General features: G+C 60.3%; 18 protein-coding genes and 1 pseudogene. 7 read left to right on the plus strand and 12 right to left on the minus strand.

Going from position 1 to position 21612, the window contains the following annotated elements:
* Positions 1 to 24: 24 nt before the first annotated feature.
* The 10 genes and pseudogenes from fis to gcbA all read right to left on the minus strand — a co-directional run bounded on the left by fis (position 25) and on the right by gcbA (position 11865).
* The gene (gene fis / locus QFX16_RS03085) at positions 25 to 345 is read right to left on the minus strand and encodes a DNA-binding transcriptional regulator Fis (RefSeq protein WP_007907419.1); all 321 of its coding nucleotides are present in this window, start codon (positions 343 to 345) and stop codon (positions 25 to 27) included.
* Positions 342 to 1352, minus strand: a complete 1011-nt coding sequence (gene dusB, locus QFX16_RS03090) for a tRNA dihydrouridine synthase DusB (RefSeq protein ID WP_283182786.1) — start codon at positions 1350 to 1352, stop codon at positions 342 to 344. The genes fis and dusB overlap by 4 nt, the downstream gene beginning before the upstream one ends.
* A 185-nt stretch (positions 1353 to 1537) precedes the next feature.
* Positions 1538 to 2746: a DUF3426 domain-containing protein gene (locus QFX16_RS03095; RefSeq protein ID WP_283182787.1), complete on the minus strand. Its 1209-nt coding sequence runs from the start codon at positions 2744 to 2746 to the stop codon at positions 1538 to 1540.
* Positions 2747 to 2776: 30 nt separating this feature from the next.
* Complete coding sequence (gene prmA / locus QFX16_RS03100; protein WP_283182788.1) at positions 2777 to 3655, minus strand: 50S ribosomal protein L11 methyltransferase; 879 nt, start codon at positions 3653 to 3655, stop codon at positions 2777 to 2779.
* A 169-nt stretch (positions 3656 to 3824) separates the two neighbouring features.
* Positions 3825 to 5183 (minus strand): acetyl-CoA carboxylase biotin carboxylase subunit, encoded by a 1359-nt coding sequence (gene accC, locus QFX16_RS03105; protein ID WP_283182789.1) that lies wholly within the window; start codon positions 5181 to 5183, stop codon positions 3825 to 3827.
* Between the two features lie 17 nt (positions 5184 to 5200).
* Positions 5201 to 5662 carry an acetyl-CoA carboxylase biotin carboxyl carrier protein gene (gene accB / locus QFX16_RS03110; RefSeq protein ID WP_283182790.1) on the minus strand — a complete coding sequence of 154 codons (462 nt, stop codon included), beginning with the start codon at positions 5660 to 5662 and terminating at the stop codon, positions 5201 to 5203.
* Between the two features lie 46 nt (positions 5663 to 5708).
* Complete coding sequence (gene aroQ, locus QFX16_RS03115) at positions 5709 to 6161, minus strand: type II 3-dehydroquinate dehydratase (protein WP_129438831.1); 453 nt, start codon at positions 6159 to 6161, stop codon at positions 5709 to 5711.
* A gap of 131 nt (positions 6162 to 6292) precedes the next feature.
* The gene (locus QFX16_RS03120; RefSeq protein WP_283182791.1) at positions 6293 to 8032 is read right to left on the minus strand and encodes a protein-disulfide reductase DsbD; all 1740 of its coding nucleotides are present in this window, start codon (positions 8030 to 8032) and stop codon (positions 6293 to 6295) included.
* Positions 8033 to 8195: 163 nt separating this feature from the next.
* Positions 8196 to 8702: pseudogene (locus QFX16_RS29645) on the minus strand (methyl-accepting chemotaxis protein); the annotation flags it as partial.
* A gap of 1492 nt (positions 8703 to 10194) precedes the next feature.
* Complete coding sequence (gene gcbA / locus QFX16_RS03130) at positions 10195 to 11865, minus strand: diguanylate cyclase GcbA (protein ID WP_283182793.1); 1671 nt, start codon at positions 11863 to 11865, stop codon at positions 10195 to 10197.
* Between the two features lie 286 nt (positions 11866 to 12151).
* On the opposite strand from gcbA, the gene QFX16_RS03135 reads away from it, so the two are divergent.
* From QFX16_RS03135 to QFX16_RS03165, 7 genes are all read left to right on the plus strand, one after another.
* Positions 12152 to 13219: a DUF2333 family protein gene (locus tag QFX16_RS03135; RefSeq protein WP_283182794.1), complete on the plus strand. Its 1068-nt coding sequence runs from the start codon at positions 12152 to 12154 to the stop codon at positions 13217 to 13219.
* 3 nt (positions 13220 to 13222) lie between these two features.
* Positions 13223 to 13780: an NUDIX hydrolase gene (locus QFX16_RS03140; RefSeq protein ID WP_283182795.1), complete on the plus strand. Its 558-nt coding sequence runs from the start codon at positions 13223 to 13225 to the stop codon at positions 13778 to 13780.
* Between the two features lie 191 nt (positions 13781 to 13971).
* On the plus strand, positions 13972 to 14343 hold the full coding sequence (locus QFX16_RS03145; protein WP_007907444.1) for a translation initiation factor Sui1: 372 nt from the start codon (positions 13972 to 13974) through the stop codon (positions 14341 to 14343).
* A gap of 218 nt (positions 14344 to 14561) precedes the next feature.
* Positions 14562 to 16475, plus strand: coding sequence for an arginine decarboxylase (gene speA / locus QFX16_RS03150; RefSeq protein ID WP_283182796.1), 1914 nt, complete (start codon positions 14562 to 14564; stop codon positions 16473 to 16475).
* A gap of 233 nt (positions 16476 to 16708) precedes the next feature.
* Entirely contained in the window at positions 16709 to 18037 is a 1329-nt protein-coding gene (locus QFX16_RS03155) for a contractile injection system protein, VgrG/Pvc8 family (protein ID WP_283182797.1), read from the plus strand.
* Positions 18034 to 18816, plus strand: coding sequence for a DUF4123 domain-containing protein (locus QFX16_RS03160; protein WP_283182798.1), 783 nt, complete (start codon positions 18034 to 18036; stop codon positions 18814 to 18816). The genes QFX16_RS03155 and QFX16_RS03160 overlap by 4 nt, the downstream gene beginning before the upstream one ends.
* 18 nt (positions 18817 to 18834) lie before the next feature.
* A complete protein-coding gene (locus tag QFX16_RS03165; RefSeq protein ID WP_283182799.1) occupies positions 18835 to 19710 on the plus strand; it encodes an alpha/beta hydrolase in 876 nt (291 codons plus the stop codon).
* Here the strand turns inward: QFX16_RS03165 and QFX16_RS03170 are convergent.
* The gene (locus QFX16_RS03170) at positions 19704 to 21053 is read right to left on the minus strand and encodes an MATE family efflux transporter (protein ID WP_283182800.1); all 1350 of its coding nucleotides are present in this window, start codon (positions 21051 to 21053) and stop codon (positions 19704 to 19706) included. The genes QFX16_RS03165 and QFX16_RS03170 overlap by 7 nt on opposite strands.
* 255 nt (positions 21054 to 21308) lie before the next feature.
* On the minus strand, positions 21309 to 21602 hold the full coding sequence (locus QFX16_RS03175; RefSeq protein WP_283184513.1) for a hypothetical protein: 294 nt from the start codon (positions 21600 to 21602) through the stop codon (positions 21309 to 21311).
* Positions 21603 to 21612: the final 10 nt, after the last annotated feature.

Raw genomic sequence — 21612 nt, forward strand, 5'->3', positions numbered from 1 at the left:
CGCCTTTCTGGTTTGATTGAATGCTTACAGCAAATCGTACTGCTTGAGTTTCTTGCGCAGCGTGCCTCGGTTCAGCCCGAGCAGCTCGCTGGCCTTGGTCTGGTTGCCCTTGACGTAGTTCATCACGCACTCGAGCAGGGGAGCCTCGACTTCGGAGAGCACCAGGTTGTACACATCCGTGACGGCAGCGCCCTCAAGGTGGGCGAAATAATTGTGCAGCGCCTTCTCGACACTCCCGCGAAGGGTCTGACCTTCTTCGCTCGGCGTATTGAGGTGCTGTTTCAAATTCACGTTGTCGCTCACGGGTGTTGTTCCACTCACTAAAGTCTCGGTCATCATCGTCATGCGGCCACCTCGTCTCCGTCCCCTGTCAGGCTCTTGTAACGTTCGGCGAAGAAGCCCTGAACGTTGGCGCATTGTGCTTCCGTATCTTCCAAACGATTGAAGTGGGCGCGAAACTCCCTGGCGCCCGGCAAGGTTGCGAGATACCAGCCCACATGCTTTCGAGCAATGCGTACGCCCATGACGTCTCCATAGAAGACGTGCAGCGCAGCCAGATGCTCAAGCAGAATGCGTTCCACCTCGATCAGTTCCAGTGCCGGGAGTTTCTCGCCGGTACGCAGAAAATGATCGATCTCACGAAAAATCCATGGCCGCCCCTGGGCGGCCCGGCCCACCAGCAGGCCATCGGCACCGGTCGCCTCGAGCACGTACCGGGCTTTCTCTGGCGAATCGATATCGCCATTGGCAAAGACCGGAATCGACACGGCCTGCTTGATCGCGGCAATGGTGTCGTACTCGGCTTCGCCGGTGTACAGATCGGCACGGGTGCGGCCATGAACCGCCAACGCCGTAATGCCTGCCTGCTCGGCGATCTTCGCCACGGTCAGGCCGTTCTTGTTGTCCCGGTCCCAGCCGGTGCGGATCTTCAGGGTCACCGGCACATCAACCGCAGCCACTACAGCCTGCAGGATCTCGGTCACCAGTGCTTCATCCTTCAACAGCGCGGACCCGGCGGCCTTGTTGCAGACCTTCTTCGCCGGACAGCCCATGTTGATATCAATAATCTGTGCGCCCAGTTCGACGTTGGCCCGGGCTGCATCGGCCAGCATCTGAGCATCACCACCGGCGATCTGTACCGAGCGGGGCTCGGGATCACCTTCGTGGATCATGCGCATCCGCGATTTGCGGGTGTTCCACAAGCTCATGTCGCTGGTGACCATTTCCGAGACTACAAGTCCTGCGCCCAGTCGCTTGCACAGCTGACGAAAGGGTTGGTCTGTGACCCCCGCCATCGGGGCGAGAATCAAGCCGTTGTGCAATGTGTAAGGACCGATGCGTACCGCCGACATAGGACTTCCCTGTTGTGGGGTCGGATCATGAGAGTTCGAAAAAGGGTTGGCATGATACCCGCTCTCGATGACTGGATAAAGGCTGAATTGAACAAAATCTGAACAGTTATTCTGTTATCGCCAGCGGTTAGGTATGAGCGGTCAAAGTCAGAAATATGCCGTCAAAGCCGTAACACTGAACCGTTTCACTCGGGCGAATGGAAGCTCAGGCTGTAATTCACCGCTTTGGTACCTGGATCGAGGATATCCAGTGCGATGTGGATCGGCGTTTGCGGAGGCATTTCCGCCATCCCTTCGAGATCGCCGTTGAGGTACTCGCCGGGCTTGAAGCGACGGCTGGCGATCAGGTGGCCGTTGAGGTCGGCAAAACGCAACTCCAGCAGCGGGAAAGGCTGGGAGAAGGGCGCGCGGTTGTAGATGATCGCGTCGACCACCAGTGCACCGTTGAAGTCCGGGTGACTGCGGACCACCAGGTTGCTGCTTTTGATTTTGGCGATGTCGACTTTGGATGGTACGGTGCAGCCGATTTGCGGACACAGTTGCTGGAACCACGGACGGTATTGGTCCTGGCGCGCCAGCTCGTCGAAATGGTAGGCAATGTACTGACCGGCGAGCGCAGCGGCGCCGAGCAGGACCAGCAGCAGCCAGAAAAATCGGCGACCCCAGGGTGAACGGCGCTTTTGCCAGTCCAGTTGCAGTGGGTCATCGGTCAGGTCTTGCAGGGCTTCAGCGCGGACAGCCGGTTCACGCTTTTTGCGCTGAGGCTCAATCGAGGGCAGATCGTCGTCGATATCATCGGTCGCCGACAGGCGTTCGTGCTGCATCGGTGCGTCGAGTGGGTCGTGCAGGCGCAGCTGTGGCGGCAGAGATTCGTCGTCCGGCTCCACCGGTTCCAGGGATAGCGAAGGTTCGGTGCGCGAGTATTTGCTCGGGTCGAGTTCCAGCTCCGGCAAGTCGGCTTCAGTGGTCTGCGCACGATCGGCGGCCGATTCGCTGAACAGGCTGTCGGGCCACGGCGCTTCTTCGTGCTCGACGGTATCCCGGCTGGCACTCAGGTTGTCTTCGCGGGGGCGGCCGAATTCCGTGGTCGGCTGGATCTCCCGTTGTTCGAGGCGGGCGAGCTCTTCGTCCAGGTCCAGACTGTCCAGATCCAGCTCGGCCGCGGTCCATTGCTTTTGGCTGATGGCTCGCGGCTCCGGCGGTTCGACGATGACCGGGGCAGCCGGCGTGATCGCGTCCTTGCCGGACCGTTGCTCAAGTAGCTGCTTGGCGGCGTTGAACACCTGCAAGCACGAGCCGCAACGAACCACTCCGCGGGCCACGCTCAATTGAGCATGGCTGACGCGGAAACTGGTTTGGCAATGCGGGCACTGGGTGACGAAGCTGTCGGTCATGCGGCGATCCGGTTTATACAGGCGTTCATTCTAGCGCCGACGGCCAGTGATGCGCACCCAGCCATCGCGATTGGTGATCGGGTCCAGATCGAAGTCCTGGGCGTAAGCCTTGGCGACTTCTTCACCTTGCTCGGCGAGGATGCCCGACAGCGCCAGACGACCACCGGATTTGACCAGGCTGGATAATTGCGGCGCCAGGGAAACCAGCGGGCCGGCAAGAATGTTGGCCACCAGCACGTCGGCCTGAACCTGCGGCAGATCTTGCGGCAGATACAGCGGGAAGAGCTCTTCGGCAATGTTGTTGCGCCCGGCGTTGTCACGGGAGGCTTCCAGGGCTTGCACGTCGATATCGGTGCCGACGGCTTCCTTGGCGCCCAGTAGCAGGGCAGCAATCGCCAGAATCCCCGAGCCGCAGCCGAAGTCCAATACGTTGCAGTCCTTCAGGTCCTGGCCGTCGAGCCATTCCAGGCACAGCGCGGTAGTCGGGTGAGTGCCGGTGCCGAACGCCAGGCCCGGATCCAGCAGCAAATTCACCGCGTCAGGCTCTGGCGCGGCGTGCCAGCTTGGAACGATCCACAGGCGCTGGCCAAAACGCATCGGCTGGAAACCGTCCATCCAGCTACGTTCCCAGTCCTGGTCTTCGATGACTTCGCTGTGATGTTCGGGCAGCGGACTGCCGGTCAGCAATTCAAGGTGGGCCAGCAAGGTGGCGGCTTCGGTGCCACCTTCGAACAGGGCCAGCAGGTGCGTGTGCGACCACAGTGGCGTGGTGTTGAGTTCCGGCTCGAAGATCGGTTGATCTTCGGCGTCCATGAAAGTCACCGATACGGCGCCCACTTCAAGGAAAGCGTCTTCGTAGGTTTCGGCTTGTTCTGGGCTGATGGCGAGACGGACTTGCAGCCAAGGCATGGCGGGCACCTTTGAAAAATATTGATTGCAGCCTAGCGGGCTGCGAGAAGCGCGCAAGTTTACGCGAGCGCGGGGCTTTTGTGGGAGCAGCCTTGTTCGCGTGCAGATTATGAAACCTCCAGAAACAACAAAGCCGCTCGAAAGCGGCTTTGTTGGTATGGATCACAGCTTAATGCTTTTCGCCAGCCAGCTTGTGTTCCAGGTAGTGGATGTTGATTCCACCTTTGCAGAAGCCTTCATCGCGGACCAGGTCGCGGTGCAGCGGGATGTTGGTCTTGATCCCGTCGACAACGATTTCGTCCAGCGCATTGCGCATGCGCGCCAGGGCTTCGTCACGGGTTGCGCCGTAGGTGATCAGCTTGCCGATCAACGAATCGTAGTTCGGCGGAACGGCATAGCCACTGTACAGGTGCGAATCGACGCGAACGCCGTTGCCGCCTGGTGCGTGGAAATGCTTGACCGTGCCTGGGCTCGGCATGAAGGTTTTCGGGTCTTCGGCGTTGATCCGGCATTCCAGCGCGTGACCGCGGATGACCACGTCATCCTGAGTGAACGACAACTTGTTGCCAGCGGCGATGCTGAGCATCTCCTTGACGATGTCGATGCCGGTGACCATTTCCGAAACCGGGTGCTCAACCTGAACGCGGGTGTTCATTTCGATGAAATAGAACGCGCCGTTCTCGTACAGGAATTCGAAAGTACCCGCGCCACGGTAGTTGATGTCGATGCACGCCTTGACGCAGCGTGCGAGGACTTCAGCCCGTGCCTTCTCGTCGATGCCCGGTGCCGGCGCTTCTTCGAGAACCTTCTGGTGGCGGCGCTGCAGCGAGCAGTCGCGGTCGCCCAGATGGATGGCGTGGCCCTGGCCGTCGGAAAGTACCTGAACTTCCACGTGACGTGGGTTGGTCAGGAATTTTTCCAGATAGACCATCGGGTTGCCGAACGCCGCGCCTGCTTCGGTGCGGGTCAGCTTGGCGAAGGAGATCAGGTCTTCTTCTTTATGCACAACGCGCATGCCGCGACCACCACCGCCGCCAGCGGCTTTGATGATCACCGGGTAACCGACTTCGCGACCGATGCGCAGAGCGGTTTCTTCGTCTTCAGGCAACGGGCCGTCGGAACCCGGAACGGTTGGAACGCCCGCTGCGATCATGGCGTGCTTGGCCGATACCTTGTCGCCCATCAGGCGAATGGTGTCGGCTTTCGGGCCGATGAAGGCGAAGCCGGAGTTTTCGACCTGTTCGGCGAAATCAGCGTTTTCCGCAAGGAAACCGTAGCCTGGGTGAATGGCGGTAGCGCCGGTCACTTCAGCCGCGGCGATGATTGCCGGGATGTGCAGATAAGAGTGCGCGGCCGAGGCCGGGCCGATGCAGACGGATTCGTCTGCCAGACCCAGGTGCATCAGCTCTTTGTCGGCCTTGGAGTAAACGGCGACAGTCTTGATGCCCATCTCTTTGCAGGCACGCAGAATCCGCAGGGCGATCTCACCGCGGTTGGCGATCAGAACTTTTTCCAACTTCTCAGTCATCAAAGTCTCTCCGCGGTTCAAACGATGGTGAACAGCGGTTGGTCGTACTCAACCGGCTGGCCGTCTTCGACGAGGATGGATTCGATCACACCGCTGGTTTCAGCTTCGATGTGGTTCATCATCTTCATGGCTTCGACGATGCACAGGGTGTCGCCTTTCTTCACGGTCTGGCCGACTTCAGCGAAGGACGGCGAGCTTGGCGAAGACTTGCGATAGAAGGTGCCGACCATAGGCGAGCGGGCAACGTTGCCGTTCAGCACTGGCGCGGCCGGAGCAGCAGGAGCGGCAGCGGCAACCGGGGCAGCAGCAACAGGCGCCGGCGCCGGAGCATGCATTGGAGCCGGTGCGTAGTACTGCTGAGCCGGGGTCTTGCTGTGACGGCTGATGCGTACGGACTCTTCGCCTTCCTTGATCTCGAGCTCGTCGATGCCGGACTCTTCCAGCAGTTCGATCAGTTTCTTAACTTTACGGATATCCATGAATCATCAACTCCCAAGGGTCGGTCAGGGGCGTTACGCTTGTTGTTCAAGCCGTTGCCTGTCTTTCAAGCAGCTCTAATGCGGCCTCCAGGGCCAGTCGATAACCGCTGGCGCCAAGGCCGCAGATCACTCCCACCGCTACATCGGAGAAGTAAGAGTGATGGCGGAAAGGTTCGCGTTTGTGCACGTTAGACAAATGCACTTCGATGAATGGGATGCTCACCGCCAGCAGCGCGTCACGTAATGCGACACTTGTGTGCGTAAAAGCTGCTGGGTTGATCAGAATGAAGTCCACACCTTCGCTGCGGGCAGCGTGGATGCGGTCGATCAATTCGTACTCGGCGTTGCTTTGCAGGTGCAGCAAATGGTGGCCGGCTTCACGGGCACGGCGTTCCAGGTCCTGGTTGATCTGCGCCAGTGTCGTAGCGCCATAGGTACCCGGTTCACGGGTGCCGAGCATGTTCAGGTTGGGTCCGTGCAGAACCAGTAGCGTCGCCATCTGCTGTTCCTTGTGATCTGTGTGCAATTGTCAGAACCCGGCGACTATGCCGCAAAGCCTTTGTGACTGTCCAGTTCTATGCAATAGCCAGCACGATGGCCGATGTTTGCGCGAAATATGTGACCGGGTTATTAAATCCGGTCATTTGCTTTCGCAACACGTTCGGCGAAGTCGGTGGCGTTGATCTCGCCGATCACTCGCACATCGGTGTGTTCGACGCCGTCCTTGCCGAAAAGCATCAGCGCTGGCGGGCCGAACAGTTTGTAGCGGTCGAGCAGGGCGCGTTGCTCGGCGTTGCTGGCGGTGATGTCGAAGCGGATCAGTCGATAGCCTTTGAGGCGTTCGACGACCTTGGCGTCGTTGAGCACTTCACGTTCGATGACTTTGCAACTGATGCACCAGTCGGCGTACCAGTCGAGCAGCAGAGGGGCGCCTGAAGATTTGGCTTCGGCGAGGACGCGGTCCAGTTCCGCCGGGGTGCTGATGGTTTGCCAGGCGCTGGTGTTTTGCGATTGCTCGGTACCCATGGTGATGCGAGGCTGGCCAATCGGATTGAGCGGATCGGTCTGGCCGCTGAATGCGCCGTACCAACACGCTAGCGCATAAAACAGGAAGAATATTCCCAGTAGTTGGCCCAGGCGTTTTCTCGGCGGTTTGTAGACGAACTCCAGCGCACCCATGAACAACCCGACACCAGCGGCCAGCAAGCCGATCAGCAGCAACGTGATCTGGCCCGGCAGTACTCGACTGAGCAGACCGATCGCCAGCCCCAGCAACAAAACGCCAATCGCGTTTTTCACATAGATCATCCAGGGTCCGCTTTTCGGCAGCCAGGCGGCGCCACCGGTGGCGACCAGCAACAGCGGTGCGCCCATGCCGAGACCGAGCATGAATAATTTCAGACCACCGCCCACTGCATCGCCGCTGGCGCTGATGTACAGCAGCGCGCCGGCCAGCGGCGCCGAGACGCAGGGCGACACCAACAGGCTGGAAACCACGCCCAGCACGGCGGCGCCCCACAACGAACCACCCTCGGTGCGACCGGCGATCCGATCCAGCCGACTGCTGATAGCGTGAGGCAGCTTGAGTTCGAAGACGCCAAACATCGCCAAGGCAAACAGCGCAAAAAACATCGCGAACGGCACCAGCACCCACGCCGATTGCAGCCGCGCCTGAAGATTGAGCTGTGCGCCGAACATCCCCATCAACGCCCCGAGCAGGGCGAAGCAGGCGGCCATTGGCAGCACGTAGGCCAGGGACAGATTGAAGCCGCGCAAACCACCCACTTGACCGCGCAACACCACGCCGGACAGGATCGGCAGCATCGGCAGCACACACGGTGTGAACGTCAGGCCCAGGCCTGCGAGGAAAAACAACGCCAGTTCGCGCCAGCTCCAGGCGGGTGTCGTGCCTGCGCTGCCGTCAATACTCAGGCGTTCCGTTTCGGGTGGGTAACACAACCCTTTGTCGGCGCAACCCTGATAGGTCACGGCCAAGGTAAAGGCGCGTTGATCGGTGCGCGGCAGCTCTACATCGAGAACCCCGTGGTAGACCTCGACATCGCCAAAGTACTCATCGTGTTTTTGTTCGCCCTTGGGCAGTTGCGCGGCGCCCAGGTCAACATCGGCCGGATCTGCGCGAAACTGAAAACGATGCCGGTAGAGGTAGTAACCCTCTGTTGCGATGAAACGCAGCTTGATTGATTGCGGCGTGCTTTCGGCCAGGCTCAGCTGAAAGGCTTCACGCACCGGCAGAAAGTCGGCGCTGTTGTTGATCGAGCCCAACGTCGAACTGGGCCGACTGTCCAGCAACCCGGCGGCGGTGGCCGGCAGGGCGAGCACTAAAAGCAGCAGGCAGAGCAAACGGCGCATGACAATCTCGCGTATCGAAAGTGAAGCCATGATAGCGGACAGTCGCGGGGTGTGCAGGGCGGGAAGTCTTGCGGTGATTGCAATGACGCTTTCGCGAGCAGGCTCGCTCCCACAATGGAATGCGTACCCCTGTGGGAGCGAGCCTGCTCGCGAAGGCGACCTTTCAGACGCGAAAGGCTTGGACGGCTGTATGCAACCGTCCACCCAACACCAGCAAATTCTCTCCCTGTACGCGCCCTTCGCCAATCCGCAGCAAATTATCCCCACCCAATTGGTGAATCCGCTCACTGTGATCGCGGATTTCGCTGACGGCGCCGCTCTGCTGGGCGGTGACATCGGCGATGCGCACGGCGGTGTCGGAAATGGTCTGGATCGCGCCGACGATCTTATCCAGCGCACCGTCGGCGGCCTGGGCCTGATTGGCAGTGGCTTCGGCGTGTTCGACTTGGGCGCGCATGCCTTCTACTGATTGTCGTGCGGCGGTTTGCAGTCCCGCGATCAACGTCTGAATCTCTGCGGTGGCGCCGGCGGTGCGTTGCGCCAGTGAGCGAACTTCTTCGGCCACCACCGCAAACCCTCGACCCATTTCCCCGGCACGGGCCGCTTCGATGGCGGCGTTCAGGGCCAGCAGATTGGTCTGGTCGGCAATCGAACGGATGACCGTCAGTACGCCGCCAATGGTTGCCGACTCCTCGGCCAGGTGTTCGATCATTTGCGCGTTGCCTTGCACTTCACCGACCAGCGCGTGCAGCCCGGTGAGGCTCAAACCGATGACTTTCTGGCCGTGCTCCACCGCCAGCCCGGCATGGCGGCTGGCGTCGGCGGCCTGGCTGGCATCGCCGGCAACCTGTTGAATGGTCGCTTCCAGCTCGCCGAGAGAATCACGGATCAGCGCCGTGTCGCCGGCTTGATGTTCGGCGCCGCTGTGCAGGTCATTGCTCAACTCGGCCAGGGTTCGGCTGCTGCCGGCGACCTGTTCGGCGTTGAGGCGAATGGTCCCGACCAAATCGACCAGATAGGCGCGCAAGCGATTGAGCGAAGCTTGAATGTCGTGCAGTTCACGATTGGTAGCGCCTAGTTCAATGTTCCGGCTGAAGTCGCCCTCTGCCCAGGTCGAAAGGGCCGGGGCGAGGTTGGTCAGCGTCCGGGCCAGTTTCCGTTGCAAGGTGTCGATCAGCAAAGCAATCAGCAGAATCAGGCCAATCATCACCCCTTGCATCAGCCGCACTTCGCCCTGGATCTGTCCGTGCTGGGCGCGAACCACCGGCTCCAGTCCGGCAATGGCCTGCTGCACGGCGGCGATTTTCAGGTGAGTGGCAGCGCTGAGGTCGGTGCGTTTCTGGATCTGGTCACGTGTGCGCGCCAGTTCGGCGGGATAGCGCGTCAGCAGGCTGTTGAGTTCGCGTTTGAGGCCGACGCCAGCATCCTCGGCAACGGCCTTTTCGTTGTTCTCCAGACCCATCATTGCCGCGAAATCATCCGTGTTCGATTCACTTTTGCTCGTCACACCCAGCAGCGGCAAGGCGTCCAGCAGCTCGGCCTGGGTGCGGATGTTGCTGACTTCGCGCTCGACATCGGCGGCCAATTCGCTGCGGCCGCTGCTGACCAGTTTGTCCCGGGCCAGAGACAACGTGCCCAAGTGCTGGGAGGCCGCGAGCAACGGCGTCAGATACGCCGCGTTAGCGCTGGCGTACTGGCTGAGCTGATCGAGGCTGGCACCGAGTTCGCGTTCGGCTTGCAGCAGCAGCGCTTGCGGATCGCCCGCGAGTTTACCGGCGGCCAGCAGGTCGGTTTTGCTGAATTCTTCGAGGTTCGACAGGCTCGGGCGCAGGGTGTCGGCCAATGCCGACGGCAACTCGCCGAGTTCCTTTTGCACGCCGTCGATGGCCTGGCTGGCGCTGCTCAGGCGCAGGGCATCGCCGCTGGCGAGGTAGTCGTCGATGTTGCGTGCAACTTCATTTTGAAATTGCTGGGACAAGCCCAAGTAACGCTCCATCAATAGATAGGGGCGTTCCAGGGCTTTTTGCGACCACCAAAGCGTGGCGCCAAGGGCTACGCACACGGCGACTAAAAGGAGAGTGTTGAGATTGGTCAGCAGCTTCAGGCGCATCGCGGGTCTACCAGCGGCAGAATGGTAAGCGCCTGAATTTATTGCGTTTGTGTTACAGGGTTATGACCGAATGGGTCGATTCCGATGAAAAGGTGGCACTTTGCTTTGACGTCCGCGCAGCCTGCACGCGGTTGCGTCCGGCGTCTTTCGCGCGGTATAGCGCTTCGTCTGCCTGGCTGGCCATCATCAGGCTGTCGGAGTGTTCACACAGTTCCACCACGCCGGCGCTGAACGTGCACCAGAGGTCCTGCGGTTGAGCCGGGTAGTGAATCTCGGCAAAGCGTCGACGGATTTCGTCGAGCACTTTGTGGGCCGATTCGAGATCGGTGTCCGGCATGACGATCGCGAACTCTTCACCGCCGTAACGGCCGATGAAATCGGTCTTGCGCAAGCGTTGCTTGAGAAACAGCGCCAGGCTCTTGATCACCCGATCGCCCATGGGGTGGCCGTGGCTGTCGTTGACCCGTTTGAAGTGGTCGATGTCGAGCATTGCAAAGCTCAGCGGCTTGTTCTCGCGACGGGCGCGGAACGAACAGTCTTCGAGCAATTGCAGAATGTGGGTGTGGTTGTACAAGCCGGTCAGGCTGTCGCGCACCATCCGCGCTTTAAGATTGCGTGCCCGCGCCGCGCGGTTGCGCACGGTGGTGATCAGGTGCCGGGGCTTGATCGGTTTGGTCAGGAAGTCGTCGCCGCCCTCGCTCATGGCGTCGAGTTGCTTGTCCAGATCGTCTTCGGCCGACAGGTAAATGATCGGCACGCTGACGTAACGGTCGTTGTGGCGGATCACTTTGGCCAGTTCAGTACCGGTGCAGGCCGGCATGTACATGTCGAGGATGATCAGGTCTGGCTGGAAATCCGCGAGTTCGGCCATGGCCTGGATCGGTTCGATCAAGGTCCGCGTGACGATCCCGGCGCTGTTGAGCAGGCGCTCGGTGTGCAAGGCCTGGGCGCGGGAATCGTCGATGATCAGCACTTTATAAGGTTCGTACTGGGCGACGCAGGTCAGGACTTCAATCTTCTCCAGCAGGTTCGAGGCTTCGAGGGTGCCGGTCAGGAATTCCTGGCCACCGGCACGCACGGCGGCGAGGCGGGTCGGGGTATCGGTTTCGTTCAGGCTGAAGAACAGCAGCGGCAATTGATGATCGAGGCCTTCCTGGGCTTCGGCGGCCAGTTTCAGGCCAATGCCGGCACCACTGAAGTCCACGTCCATGACGATCGCCGCAGGCAAGCGCTCGATCATCGAAGAGCGGAACGCCGCAACGCTGTCGAGAGCTTGAGCGCTGAGTCCAAAAAATTCCAGCTGCTTGGCCAGACGCTCGGCGCGGTCGTGATCCTGCAGCATCACGTAGATCGGCTTGCGCAGCGGCGGCAGAAAGGTCTGCTCCAACTGATCGCCATGGCGCAAACCGGTGCGTGACAGGCGCTGCATCAAACGATTGAGGTCAGTGATCAGTCCGCTGCTCAGGCGTCCGCGATTGGCGTCGACAGCCTCCAGCGACTGACCGATGTGGCGTGCCAGTTGGGTGTGTTCGGGTTGTTCGAAGCGCTCGGCGAAACGCAGCAGGCGCAGGTTGGCCTCGCTCAGTTCCGATAAGTCGGTGGTGGACCACTCGCTGCGTTGCAGGCGCTGCCATATCTCAAGAATTTGACGTGCCTGATGAATTACCCGCTGGGCAAAGTGGTGCTTGAGGCGCTCACGGCTGGGGTCTTCTGGCTCGGTCATATCCTGACTACTAGTTAGGGTGCATGCTGAGATCGACTGGTGGCTCTATGCTAGCACCTCTTTTCCATCGCATGAGTGTCGTACGTCAATTAACTGCAAAGCGACCTTATTCAGTTTCTGACCGACTGGTCGCATAGGATCGAAGCTGTGCTTCATTTATAGTGGCCGTCGATCGTGGTCATTGTGCGGTTAGTGTTTACGCAGGATTTAATGCGCGGCAAACGAGGCACGATGAGATAGGGTTGTGGTCGAACCGATGAACTCAAGTGATTGAAAGGATATCGCCATGCTGGACTGGAAGAACCGCGCGGGCAGCGCGCCTGAACGTACCGCTGAACCGAAATCGGCCACCCGTAGTTACTTGGGTGGACTGTTGTTCAGCCGGGCGCTGGCCACTCTGATTGGCCTTTACTTGTTGGTGGCTATTGCGCTGGGCTGGTACTGGAGCCAGGAACCTGCGCTGTTCCCGGTTCAGCAGAACGCCCAGATGGCCGCCGAGAAAGAAGGCAAGCAAATGGTCATTGGCTACACCACGGTCGAAACCCTCAAGACCGTCGCCGGTACTTTGCTGACCAAACCGGGTGGCTATATCTCCAACGACCGTTTCCCGCCGGGCCTGTGGATGGACAACACGCCGAGCTGGGAATATGGCGTGCTGGTCCAGGTCCGCGACTTGACGCGTGCCTTGCGTAAAGACTTCGCCCGTTCGCAGTCGCAATCTGCCGAAGACTCCGATCTGGCCAAGGCCGAGCCGCGTTTCAACTTCGACAACAAAAGCTGGGTGCTGCCATCCAGTGAGTCCGAGTACCAGGAAGGCATGAATTCCCTGAGCCGTTATCAGGCGCGCCTGTCCGATCCGTCGCAGAAAAACGCGCTGTTCTACGCCCGCGCCGACAACCTGAACAACTGGCTGGGCGATGTGGGTACTCGTCTGGGTTCACTGTCCCAACGGCTGTCGGCCAGCGTTGGCCGGGTCAAACTCAACACTGCGCTGAAAACCGAAGTCGTCGCGCCGGGTCAGGTGCCGCAGGTTGACGAAGAAATCGTCGAAACCCCGTGGATGCAGATCGACAACGTGTTCTACGAAGCTCGCGGTCAGGCGTGGGCCTTGTCCCATCTGCTGCGCGCCATCGAAGTCGACTTCGCCGATGTGCTGGCCAAGAAGAACGCCACGGTCAGCGTGCGTCAGATCATTCGTGAACTGGAAGCCTCGCAGGAACCGGTCTGGAGTCCTATGATCCTTAATGGCAGCGGCTTCGGGGTGCTGGCCAACCACTCGCTGGTCATGGCCAACTACATCTCCCGGGCCAACGCCGCAGTGATCGATTTGCGTCAATTGCTCAATCAGGGCTGAGTCATGGTCGATAGCGCCAGAGAGGTCGCGCACCGCGCGGCCTCGGATGCCGAACAGATCGCCTGGGTTGACGAGCAGGACAACCTGCTCGGCGCCCTGGTCCGCTCCGACCTGCGGGAACGCGGACTGATCGGACGCGGCACTTACATCATGCTGTTCAATTCTGCCGGTGAACTCTGCGTACATCGACGCACGCTGAGCAAAGCCATTTATCCAGGTTTCTGGGATGTGGCAGCGGGGGGGATGGTGCTCGCTACCGAAACCTACGCCGAATCGGCTGCCCGCGAGCTGGAAGAAGAGCTGGGCGTGAGCGGTGTGGAACTGACTGCCCATGATCACTTTTTCTTCGAAGACACCGGTAATCGGCTCTGGTGTTCGGCGTTTTCGGCGGTGTGGGACGGCCCGTTGATCCTGCAACCCGAAGAAGTCCTTGAAGCGCGCTTTATTCCCGTTGATCAAGTCCTGCTGGAAATCCAGCAAAAGCCTTATTGCCCGGACTCTCTGGCTGCGTTGAAGCGGTATCTCCGGGCCCGTGGGCCGGACGTCGCAAAAGAGGCATAAATTGGCGCCGATTGGCTCTTAGCAAGTCGGCTTTTTGCCGTTACACTGCGCGACCTTTTCAAACTGAACCGGCACTCCTATTTGTAAGGGCGTCCGGTCAGTAGCGCTGCCCCTGCCTGAGTGGGGCTTCGCGGTCGATGGCACTTGCCCAAGTGCTGCGACCAGTCTTTGTCCTCCCAAGAGGATTGCCGGTGGCCAAAAAAGCCGCATCCTTCGCCGCCCTTGGTGGCCTGGTATTTTCCACCGACGCAGGTCGTCATTGCCCGGATTGCAGTCAACCGGTGGATGCCTGCATCTGCAAACAGACCGTTATCCCGGCCGGCGACGGCATCGCTCGCGTTCGTCGCGAAAGCAAGGGGCGTGGCGGCAAGACGGTGACCACCATCACCGGCGTGCCATTGGCCGAAGACGCACTCAAGGACCTGGCGACCACGTTGAAGAAACGTTGCGGGACCGGTGGTGCGTTGAAAGACGGAATCATTGAAATCCAGGGCGATCATGTCGAGCTACTCTTGGCCGAGCTGATCAAACACGGTTTCAAAGCGAAGAAGTCCGGCGGCTAGCAGCCTCTGTGAAAACCACCCTCGGCTTGATCCAGCCCTGATCCGATTCAGGTTTGGCGTCGTATACATGGTTTTCACAGAGCCTGTTCTGACCGGTTTCTAAACTCACTGCGGTCAGCGAGGTCTATCCCCTCGTTGACGAACCGTCATTTTCATTCTTTAGACTGCGCCGGCCTGAACCCAGGCGACGCTCTATGACTTCTTTATAGGGGACTTCAATGTCCGTACGACGCACACGTAAAGACGATGGCAGCCAATGGACAGTTGCGGACAGCCGCAGTGTTTACGGGATTCGCCATTGGGGGGCCGGGTACTTCGCGATCAATGACGCCGGTCGCGTCGAAGTTCGTCCGAACGGTCCGACCAGTTCGCCTATCGACCTCTTCGAGCAAGTCGACCAGCTGCGTAAAAGCGGCCTGTCCTTGCCGTTGCTGGTGCGTTTCCCTGACATTCTGCAAGACCGCGTGCGTCAGCTGACCGGCGCGTTCGACGCCAACATCGAGCGTCTGGAATACCAGAGCAAGTACACCGCGCTGTACCCGATCAAGGTTAACCAGCAAGAAGCGGTGATCGAGAACATCATTGCCACCCAAGACGTGTCCATTGGTCTTGAAGCCGGCTCCAAGCCTGAGCTGCTGGCCGTGCTGGCCCTGGCGCCGAAGGGCGGCACCATCGTATGCAACGGCTACAAGGACCGCGAATTCATTCGTCTGGCGCTGATGGGCCAAAAGCTCGGCCACAACGTGTTCATCGTGATCGAGAAAGAATCCGAAGTCGAACTGGTGATCGAAGAAGCCGCCTCGCTCAAGGTCAAACCTCAGGTTGGCCTGCGTGTGCGTCTGTCGTCCCTGGCGTCGAGCAAGTGGGCCGACACTGGCGGCGAGAAATCCAAGTTCGGTCTGTCGGCGGCGCAACTGCTGTCGGTGGTCGAACGTTTCCGCGCGGCGGGCCTGGATCAGGGCATTCGCCTGCTGCACTTCCACATGGGCTCGCAGATCGCCAACCTGGCGGACTACCAGCACGGCTTCAAGGAAGCGATTCGTTACTACGGCGAACTGCGCAACCTTGGCCTGCCGGTGGATCACATCGATGTCGGCGGCGGTTTGGGCGTGGACTACGACGGTACGCACTCGCGTAACGCCAGCTCGATCAACTACGACATGGACGATTACGCCGGTGTTGTGGTCGGGATGCTCAAGGAATTCTGCGACGCGCAGAATCTGCCGCACCCGAACATCTTCTCCGAAAGCGGCCGTTCCCTGACCGCTCACCACGCGATGCTGGTGGTGCAAGTGACCGACGTCGAGAAGCACAACGACGACGTGCCGCAGATCGACAACAAGGAAGAACTGCCGGAAACCGTGCAGTGGCTGGTTGACCTGCTGGGCCCGACCGACATCGAGATGGTCACCGAAACCTACTGGCGCGCCACGCACTACATGAGCGACATCGCGACCCAGTACGCCGATGGCAAGTTGACCCTGGCCGAGAAAGCCCTGGCCGAGCAATGCTACTTCGCGGTGTGCCGTCGCCTGCACAACTCGTTGAAGGCTCGTCAGCGTTCGCACCGTCAGGTGCTCGACGAGCTCAACGACAAGCTGGCCGACAAGTACATCTGCAACTTCTCGGTATTCCAGAGCCTGCCGGACACTTGGGCCATCGGCCAGGTCCTGCCGATCCTGCCGCTGCACCGTCTCGACGAAGAGCCGCTGCGCCGTGCGGTGCTGCAAGACCTGACTTGCGACTCCGACGGCAAGATCAAGCAATACGTCGACGAGCAGAGCATCGAAACCAGCCTGCCGGTTCACGGTTTGAACGACGGTGAAGACTACCTGCTGGGTATCTTCCTGGTCGGCGCCTACCAGGAAATTCTCGGCGACATGCACAACCTGTTCGGTGACACCGACTCGGTGAACATCTATCAGAACGCTGACGGCAGCGTGTACCACGCGGGTATCGAAACCCACGACACTATTGAAGACATGCTGCGTTACGTGCACTTGTCGCCGGAAGAGTTGATGACCCACTACCGCGACAAATGCGCCAGTGCCCGCATCACCGCCGCCGAGCGCACCCAGTTCCTCGACGCGCTGCGTCTGGGTCTGACCCGTTCCTCTTACCTGTCTTCTTGAGGTAAGGCACCGCTCTCATCAGGTTGTCTGAAAATGTTCCGCACGCTGCGGAAATTTCAGATGACTTGGTGAGATGCCTCTCTGATTTCAAGCGAAATGACTTACATTCTTGGCCATCCAAGCGATGTGGTCTTCTTTTCGCGTAGGTCATTTCCTAAGTTGTACTTCGGCACTCTACTCGGCCAACTCTCTCGGAGAGAATCCCCGACCGCCCCTCCAGTAGAGAATCGCCGATGTTCGATCCAGTCAACGAGCCGTCATTTCGTCTGGATGTAGAGGGCCTGCCCGACCCCTTTGAGGTCTTGGCCTTTACCGGTAGAGAAGCCATCAGCGAGCCTTTTGTGTTCGACGTGGATCTGCTGATCGATGACCCGACACTCGACCTTGCAAGCCTGCTGTACCGTCCGGCCTTTTTGCATGTCGGGCCTGCGGGAAACGGCTTTCACGGACAATTGCATGAACTCGTCCAGCGTGACCATGACTTGGCTGTCAGGCTCTGTCGCGTACGTCTGGGGCCGAAGCTGGCGTGCCTTTCCCTGCGCTTTAGTCAGCGAATTTTCAGCGCACGCTCGGTGCCGCAAATCCTCAGTCAGGTGCTCAAGGAACACGGTATTGCCGGCATGAATCGGCGCTTTGAGCTGGGTGGCGATTACCCGCGCCGTGATTTCTGTACGCAGTACCGGGAATCAGACCTGCAATTTATCCAGCGTCTGTGTGCCCAGGAACGGCTTCACTACCATTTCGAACACGGCCAGCGCGGGCATTGCGTGGTCTTTGGTGAGGGGCAGGGGCACTTTCGTTTCGGTGAGCGCGCGGTCTTCCAGGTCGAGAGAGAGCAGCCGGCCGTGCGTCAGTTCAAGCTTCTGGGGTGCGCTGGGCAACGAACCGCGCCGATTGCCGAAGGTCGGACGGACCTGACGGCGCTGCGCAGCGGTCAGTTGATGCCGCTGTCCGGTCATCCAATCGCCGACTGGAATCATCTCTGGCTGCTGACCCATGTGGAGCATCAGGGCCGCCAGGATTTAGCGGCGTCCTACAGCAACCAGATCCGCGCGATTCACGGGGAGGTGCCATTTGTGTCACCTCATTCTGCAGTGAAACCCAGAATGCACAGCCTGCAACGGGCCTGGGTGGTCGACATTGATGAGTCATGCCCCGATCCGTCCAGACCGGTTGCCGTGCAATTTGACTGGCTCTATCAGGGCGAGGGCGCGGTGCCCAGCCACTGTTGGCTGCCGGTGGCCGCTGAACTGGGCGACGCGGCAGTCACGCAGTTGAGTGAGGGGGCCGAGGTGGTGGTGAGCTTTATCGAGGGGGATCCGGATCAGCCGCTGATTACCGGGATTCTTCACACCCCTTCGTCCGTTGAAGAGGCTGATGAGGTCGGCTCGCCGCGCACACCCGCGACAGATGATGTCGAGGGCTTGCTGGAGCTTCTGCAATCGAGCGAACCCTTGATGTTGCTATGTCTGCTGCCCGGTGGCGGCAGTTTCAACCATTGCACGCAGGCCCTCTGCACCTGCCGGGCGGCGATGCGGTTTGATCAGAGCGGTGCGGCATGATCGCCGCGACCCCGCAATGGCTATTGCTGGATATACCGGGTGCGTCACAGGCGGGGGCGATGCTGCAACAGCAATTTGCGCATGCCCGTTGGTTCTGGTTGTTCGAAGGCACTGAGTGGCATGCGTTGCGTGAACACGGCCCGGCCCTGATCGACCTTTGGACATGCCCTGCGCTGGCCGGGTTGTGTGACAGCGAAGTGCCCCTCTGGCGCGGCTTGCTGATGGCCAGCGAGGTGTCGTCGTCGCAGCTGCTGGAGCATTTGCGCCGCATGCTCACGGTCACGTTCGGTCTGCATCACCGAGCCTTGTTGAGTTACTACAACCCGCAAACGGCCAGTTACTTGTTCGATGCCTGCGATGCGCAGGAGCTGAGTCGCTGGCTGGGTCCTATCAGCCATTTGCGCTGGTTCGGCGGGACGTGGGCCGATCGTGCGATCGGCAGTCAGGGCTGGCAGCAGTTGGTCAATCCGGGTCTTGCCGTCAGCCCTTTGGCGGTTGAAGAAAACCTCAGTCCTCGTCAGCAGGAAAAACTGCAAACCTGCCTGCTGGAGCAGCATGCCTGGCACTGGAGTCGATCCACCGGGACTGACTACAACACGCTGTGGTCCCACGTGCAGGAAGGGTTGGCGCTGGATTTTACCGAGCGCCCGGTACTCGATGACTGGTTGTGGCTACGCTTGCAGTACCCCGGCGCTTTGCCTGGGCACGCATTGCCGGGACTCACCCAGCAGGAGCGTCTCGATAGCCTGCGCAACCTGTGGCAGAACGATCAGCCCTGAACACGAGGTTCAACATCGATGGCGAGCACCACACGGCGGTTGTTCAGCCTGATAATCGGCGGCGTAATGCTGGCTGCGATGACGGCGTGCTCGCCGCTGAAGTTGCTCAATGCGCTGACCCCCGACGCAACCTGCGACAAGACCGAGGGCATTGCCTATGGCGCTGATCCTCGGCAAAAACTCGATGTGTATGTGCCGCGCCCTCCCGTGAAAAACGCCCCGGTAGTGGTGTTTTTCTACGGCGGCAGCTGGAACAGCGGTTCACGCAGCGATTACGCTTTTGTCGGCGAGGCCTTGGCGTCCCGGGGGATTATTGCGGTGCTGGCGGACTATCGGTTGTATCCGCAGGTGCGTTATCCGCTGTTCCTTGAAGATGGCGCCCGGGCTGTGGCCTGGACCCATGAACACATTCGGCAGTTTTCTGGTAATCCGCAGCGGTTGTACCTGATGGGCCATAGTTCCGGGGCCTACAACGTCGCGATGCTGGCGTTGGACCCCGGGTTACTGGGGGCGGTGGGTCTGTCACCGCACAACCTCAGCGGTTGGATCGGCCTGGCCGGGCCCTATGATTTTCTGCCAATCAAAAATCCGCAGGTGCGCCCGGTGTTTTTCTGGCCGGATTCACCGCCGCGGTCGCAGCCGATCAATCATGTCAGTCGCGGCGCGCCACCGGCCTTGTTGATCGCGGCGAGCGACGATGAGCTGGTCAACCCGGCCCGCAACTCCGGTGGTCTGGCGCGCAAACTGCGCGAGGCGGGCGTGCCGGTGCAGGACCTGTATTTCTCGCGCACCAGCCACGCCACGCTGGTGGCGACGCTGTCCCGGCCGATGCGCGGTTTGGCTCCGGTGCTGGATGTGGTCACGGCCTTCGTCAAAGCCACGCCGACTCAGTGAGCTTTGCCTGCGAACCAGCCGTCGTTTTTGTGCAGGTACCAGGCAAACGCGCCGAGAGTCAGGCTGCGCAGCAACATGAACAATAAAAAGGTTATCCACAGTCCATGGTTGCCAAAACCTTGCAGCGCCCAAGCGAACGGCAGCAACAAAACCACGGTCAGCAGCATGCCGTTGCGCATTTCACGGGCACGGGTGGCGCCGATAAACAACCCGTCGAGCAGGTAACTCCCGACCGCAATCAGCGGCAGCGCGGCGAGGTAGGGCAGGTAAATGAACGCCGTGTCGCGCACGCTCTGAATGTTGGTCTGCATCTCGATAAACAGATGCCCGGCGAACAGGAACAGCACGGCAAAACCCAGGCTCGCCAGCAACGACCAACCGCAGGCCACCACCAATGAGCGGCGTAGGGCCTCTCGATCACGAGCACCAATGGCATGCCCACAAAGGGCTTCCACGGCGTGGGCCAGGCCGTCCAGCGCATGGGCGGTCAGCAGCAAACCGTTGAGCAGCAGCGCGTTGGCGGCGACGGTGGCATCACCCAGTCGTGCGCCTTGCACGGTGATCAGGAAAAACACCGATTGCAGCGCCAGGCTGCGGATGAAAATGTCGCGGTTGACCGCCAATAGCGGCCGCCAGCTCTGCCACAACGCCAGCGCGGCCCAGGCGATGTGGCCGGGATAGGCGCGCAGGGCATTGCGGGTCATCAGCAGGCCGATCAGCGCGCCGGTCCATTCGGCGATCACCGACGCTCGGGCCGAGCCGACCACACCCCAATCCAGCCCGAGAACGAACCACAGGTTCAGCGCGATGTTCACCAGGTTGGTGCTCAGCAGAATGGCCAGCGGCGCCCGGGCGTTCTGAGTGCCGAGGAACCAGCCGACCAGCGCATAACTGGCCAGTGCTGCCGGCAGACCGAACAGGCGCGTGTGGAAAAACTCGCGGGTCAGCTGATCCAGCTCCGCCGACGGCTGCATGAAGTGCAGCGCGACGCCGCTCAACGGGACACCCAGTGCTCCCAGGACAATGGCCAGGCCCATTGCCAGCAACAGACCCTGCAGCAAGATCTGCCGCAATGCCGCGCCGTCCCCACGCCCGGCGGCCTGTGCGGCGAACCCGGTGGAGCCCATGCGCAGAAAACCCATGGCCCAGGCGAGAAAGGTATACAGGCTGGCCCCGACCGCGACGGCGCCCAACTGATGGGCGTGGGGCAAGTGGCCGATGACGGTACTGTCGACCAGCGCCACCAGCGGTACGGAAATGTTCGAGAGAATCATCGGCGCGGCGAGCGCCCAGACTCGACGATGGGTAGGGCGGTCGCGCCAGTCGGCGATCAGGTTGGACATGCAGGCTCCTTCGGGGAGCGGGCATTGTAGCGGTTGATTCGGGATTTGCTGTGAATCAGAAATCGACCCCTCACCCCAGCCCTCTCCCCACGGGGGAGAGGGGGAAAGGGAGCCGATCTTCATGGTTTTCAGAACCTGAGTTCGACGCGGAATTTCAGGTCGATGTAGCTCCAAGAACACCTCGGTCAGTCCCCTCTCCCTACGGGCGGTCCGACGTTTCGGGAGGGCTAGGGTGAGGGTTGGATTTCAAGCCGATCAATGAATTATCCAGCTCAACAACCACAACCCCAGCAGCAACCAGATAATCCCCATGATGATCGACGCATTCATGAACGCCCGAATCGCCGACCACAACAGCATCAACCCCAAAATCAGCGCAATGATGCTGATGATCGACGCGTCCATGCCCAGCGCACGGGACAGCCCGTCGACAAAGTTGCTGCCTGCGTGGCTCAACAGATTGAACAAGCCGCTGAGGCCGTCAACGATGAAGCGAATTACTGAACCGAGTGCCTGGCCGAGCCATTCGAAAAAACTTTCTACCTGCATGTCGTGAGCG

It is taken from the genome of Pseudomonas svalbardensis, assembly GCF_030053115.1.
In the GTDB taxonomy this organism is placed as follows: Bacteria; Pseudomonadota; Gammaproteobacteria; order Pseudomonadales; family Pseudomonadaceae; genus Aquipseudomonas; species Aquipseudomonas svalbardensis.

Bases quoted from the DNA above. Each gene is read 5' to 3' on its own strand.
- fis (WP_007907419.1), bottom strand. From the start codon at position 345: ATGACGATGATGACCGAGACTTTAGTGAGTGGAACAACACCCGTGAGC.
- dusB (WP_283182786.1), bottom strand. From the start codon at position 1,352: ATGTCGGCGGTACGCATCGGTCCTTACACATTGCACAACGGCTTGATT.
- gcbA (WP_283182793.1), bottom strand. From the start codon at position 11,865: ATGACCGAGCCAGAAGACCCCAGCCGTGAGCGCCTCAAGCACCACTTT.
- QFX16_RS03170 (WP_283182800.1), bottom strand. From the start codon at position 21,053: ATGTCCAACCTGATCGCCGACTGGCGCGACCGCCCTACCCATCGTCGA.
- QFX16_RS03140 (WP_283182795.1), top strand. From the start codon at position 13,223: ATGGTCGATAGCGCCAGAGAGGTCGCGCACCGCGCGGCCTCGGATGCC.
- QFX16_RS03155 (WP_283182797.1), top strand. From the start codon at position 16,709: ATGTTCGATCCAGTCAACGAGCCGTCATTTCGTCTGGATGTAGAGGGC.
- QFX16_RS03175 (WP_283184513.1), bottom strand. From the start codon at position 21,602: ATGCAGGTAGAAAGTTTTTTCGAATGGCTCGGCCAGGCACTCGGTTCA.
- QFX16_RS03095 (WP_283182787.1), bottom strand. From the start codon at position 2,746: ATGACCGACAGCTTCGTCACCCAGTGCCCGCATTGCCAAACCAGTTTC.
- QFX16_RS03135 (WP_283182794.1), top strand. From the start codon at position 12,152: ATGCTGGACTGGAAGAACCGCGCGGGCAGCGCGCCTGAACGTACCGCT.
- QFX16_RS03120 (WP_283182791.1), bottom strand. From the start codon at position 8,032: ATGCGCCGTTTGCTCTGCCTGCTGCTTTTAGTGCTCGCCCTGCCGGCC.
- accB (WP_283182790.1), bottom strand. From the start codon at position 5,662: ATGGATATCCGTAAAGTTAAGAAACTGATCGAACTGCTGGAAGAGTCC.
- prmA (WP_283182788.1), bottom strand. From the start codon at position 3,655: ATGCCTTGGCTGCAAGTCCGTCTCGCCATCAGCCCAGAACAAGCCGAA.
- speA (WP_283182796.1), top strand. From the start codon at position 14,562: ATGTCCGTACGACGCACACGTAAAGACGATGGCAGCCAATGGACAGTT.
- QFX16_RS03160 (WP_283182798.1), top strand. From the start codon at position 18,034: ATGATCGCCGCGACCCCGCAATGGCTATTGCTGGATATACCGGGTGCG.
- accC (WP_283182789.1), bottom strand. From the start codon at position 5,183: ATGACTGAGAAGTTGGAAAAAGTTCTGATCGCCAACCGCGGTGAGATC.
- aroQ (WP_129438831.1), bottom strand. From the start codon at position 6,161: ATGGCGACGCTACTGGTTCTGCACGGACCCAACCTGAACATGCTCGGC.
- QFX16_RS03165 (WP_283182799.1), top strand. From the start codon at position 18,835: ATGGCGAGCACCACACGGCGGTTGTTCAGCCTGATAATCGGCGGCGTA.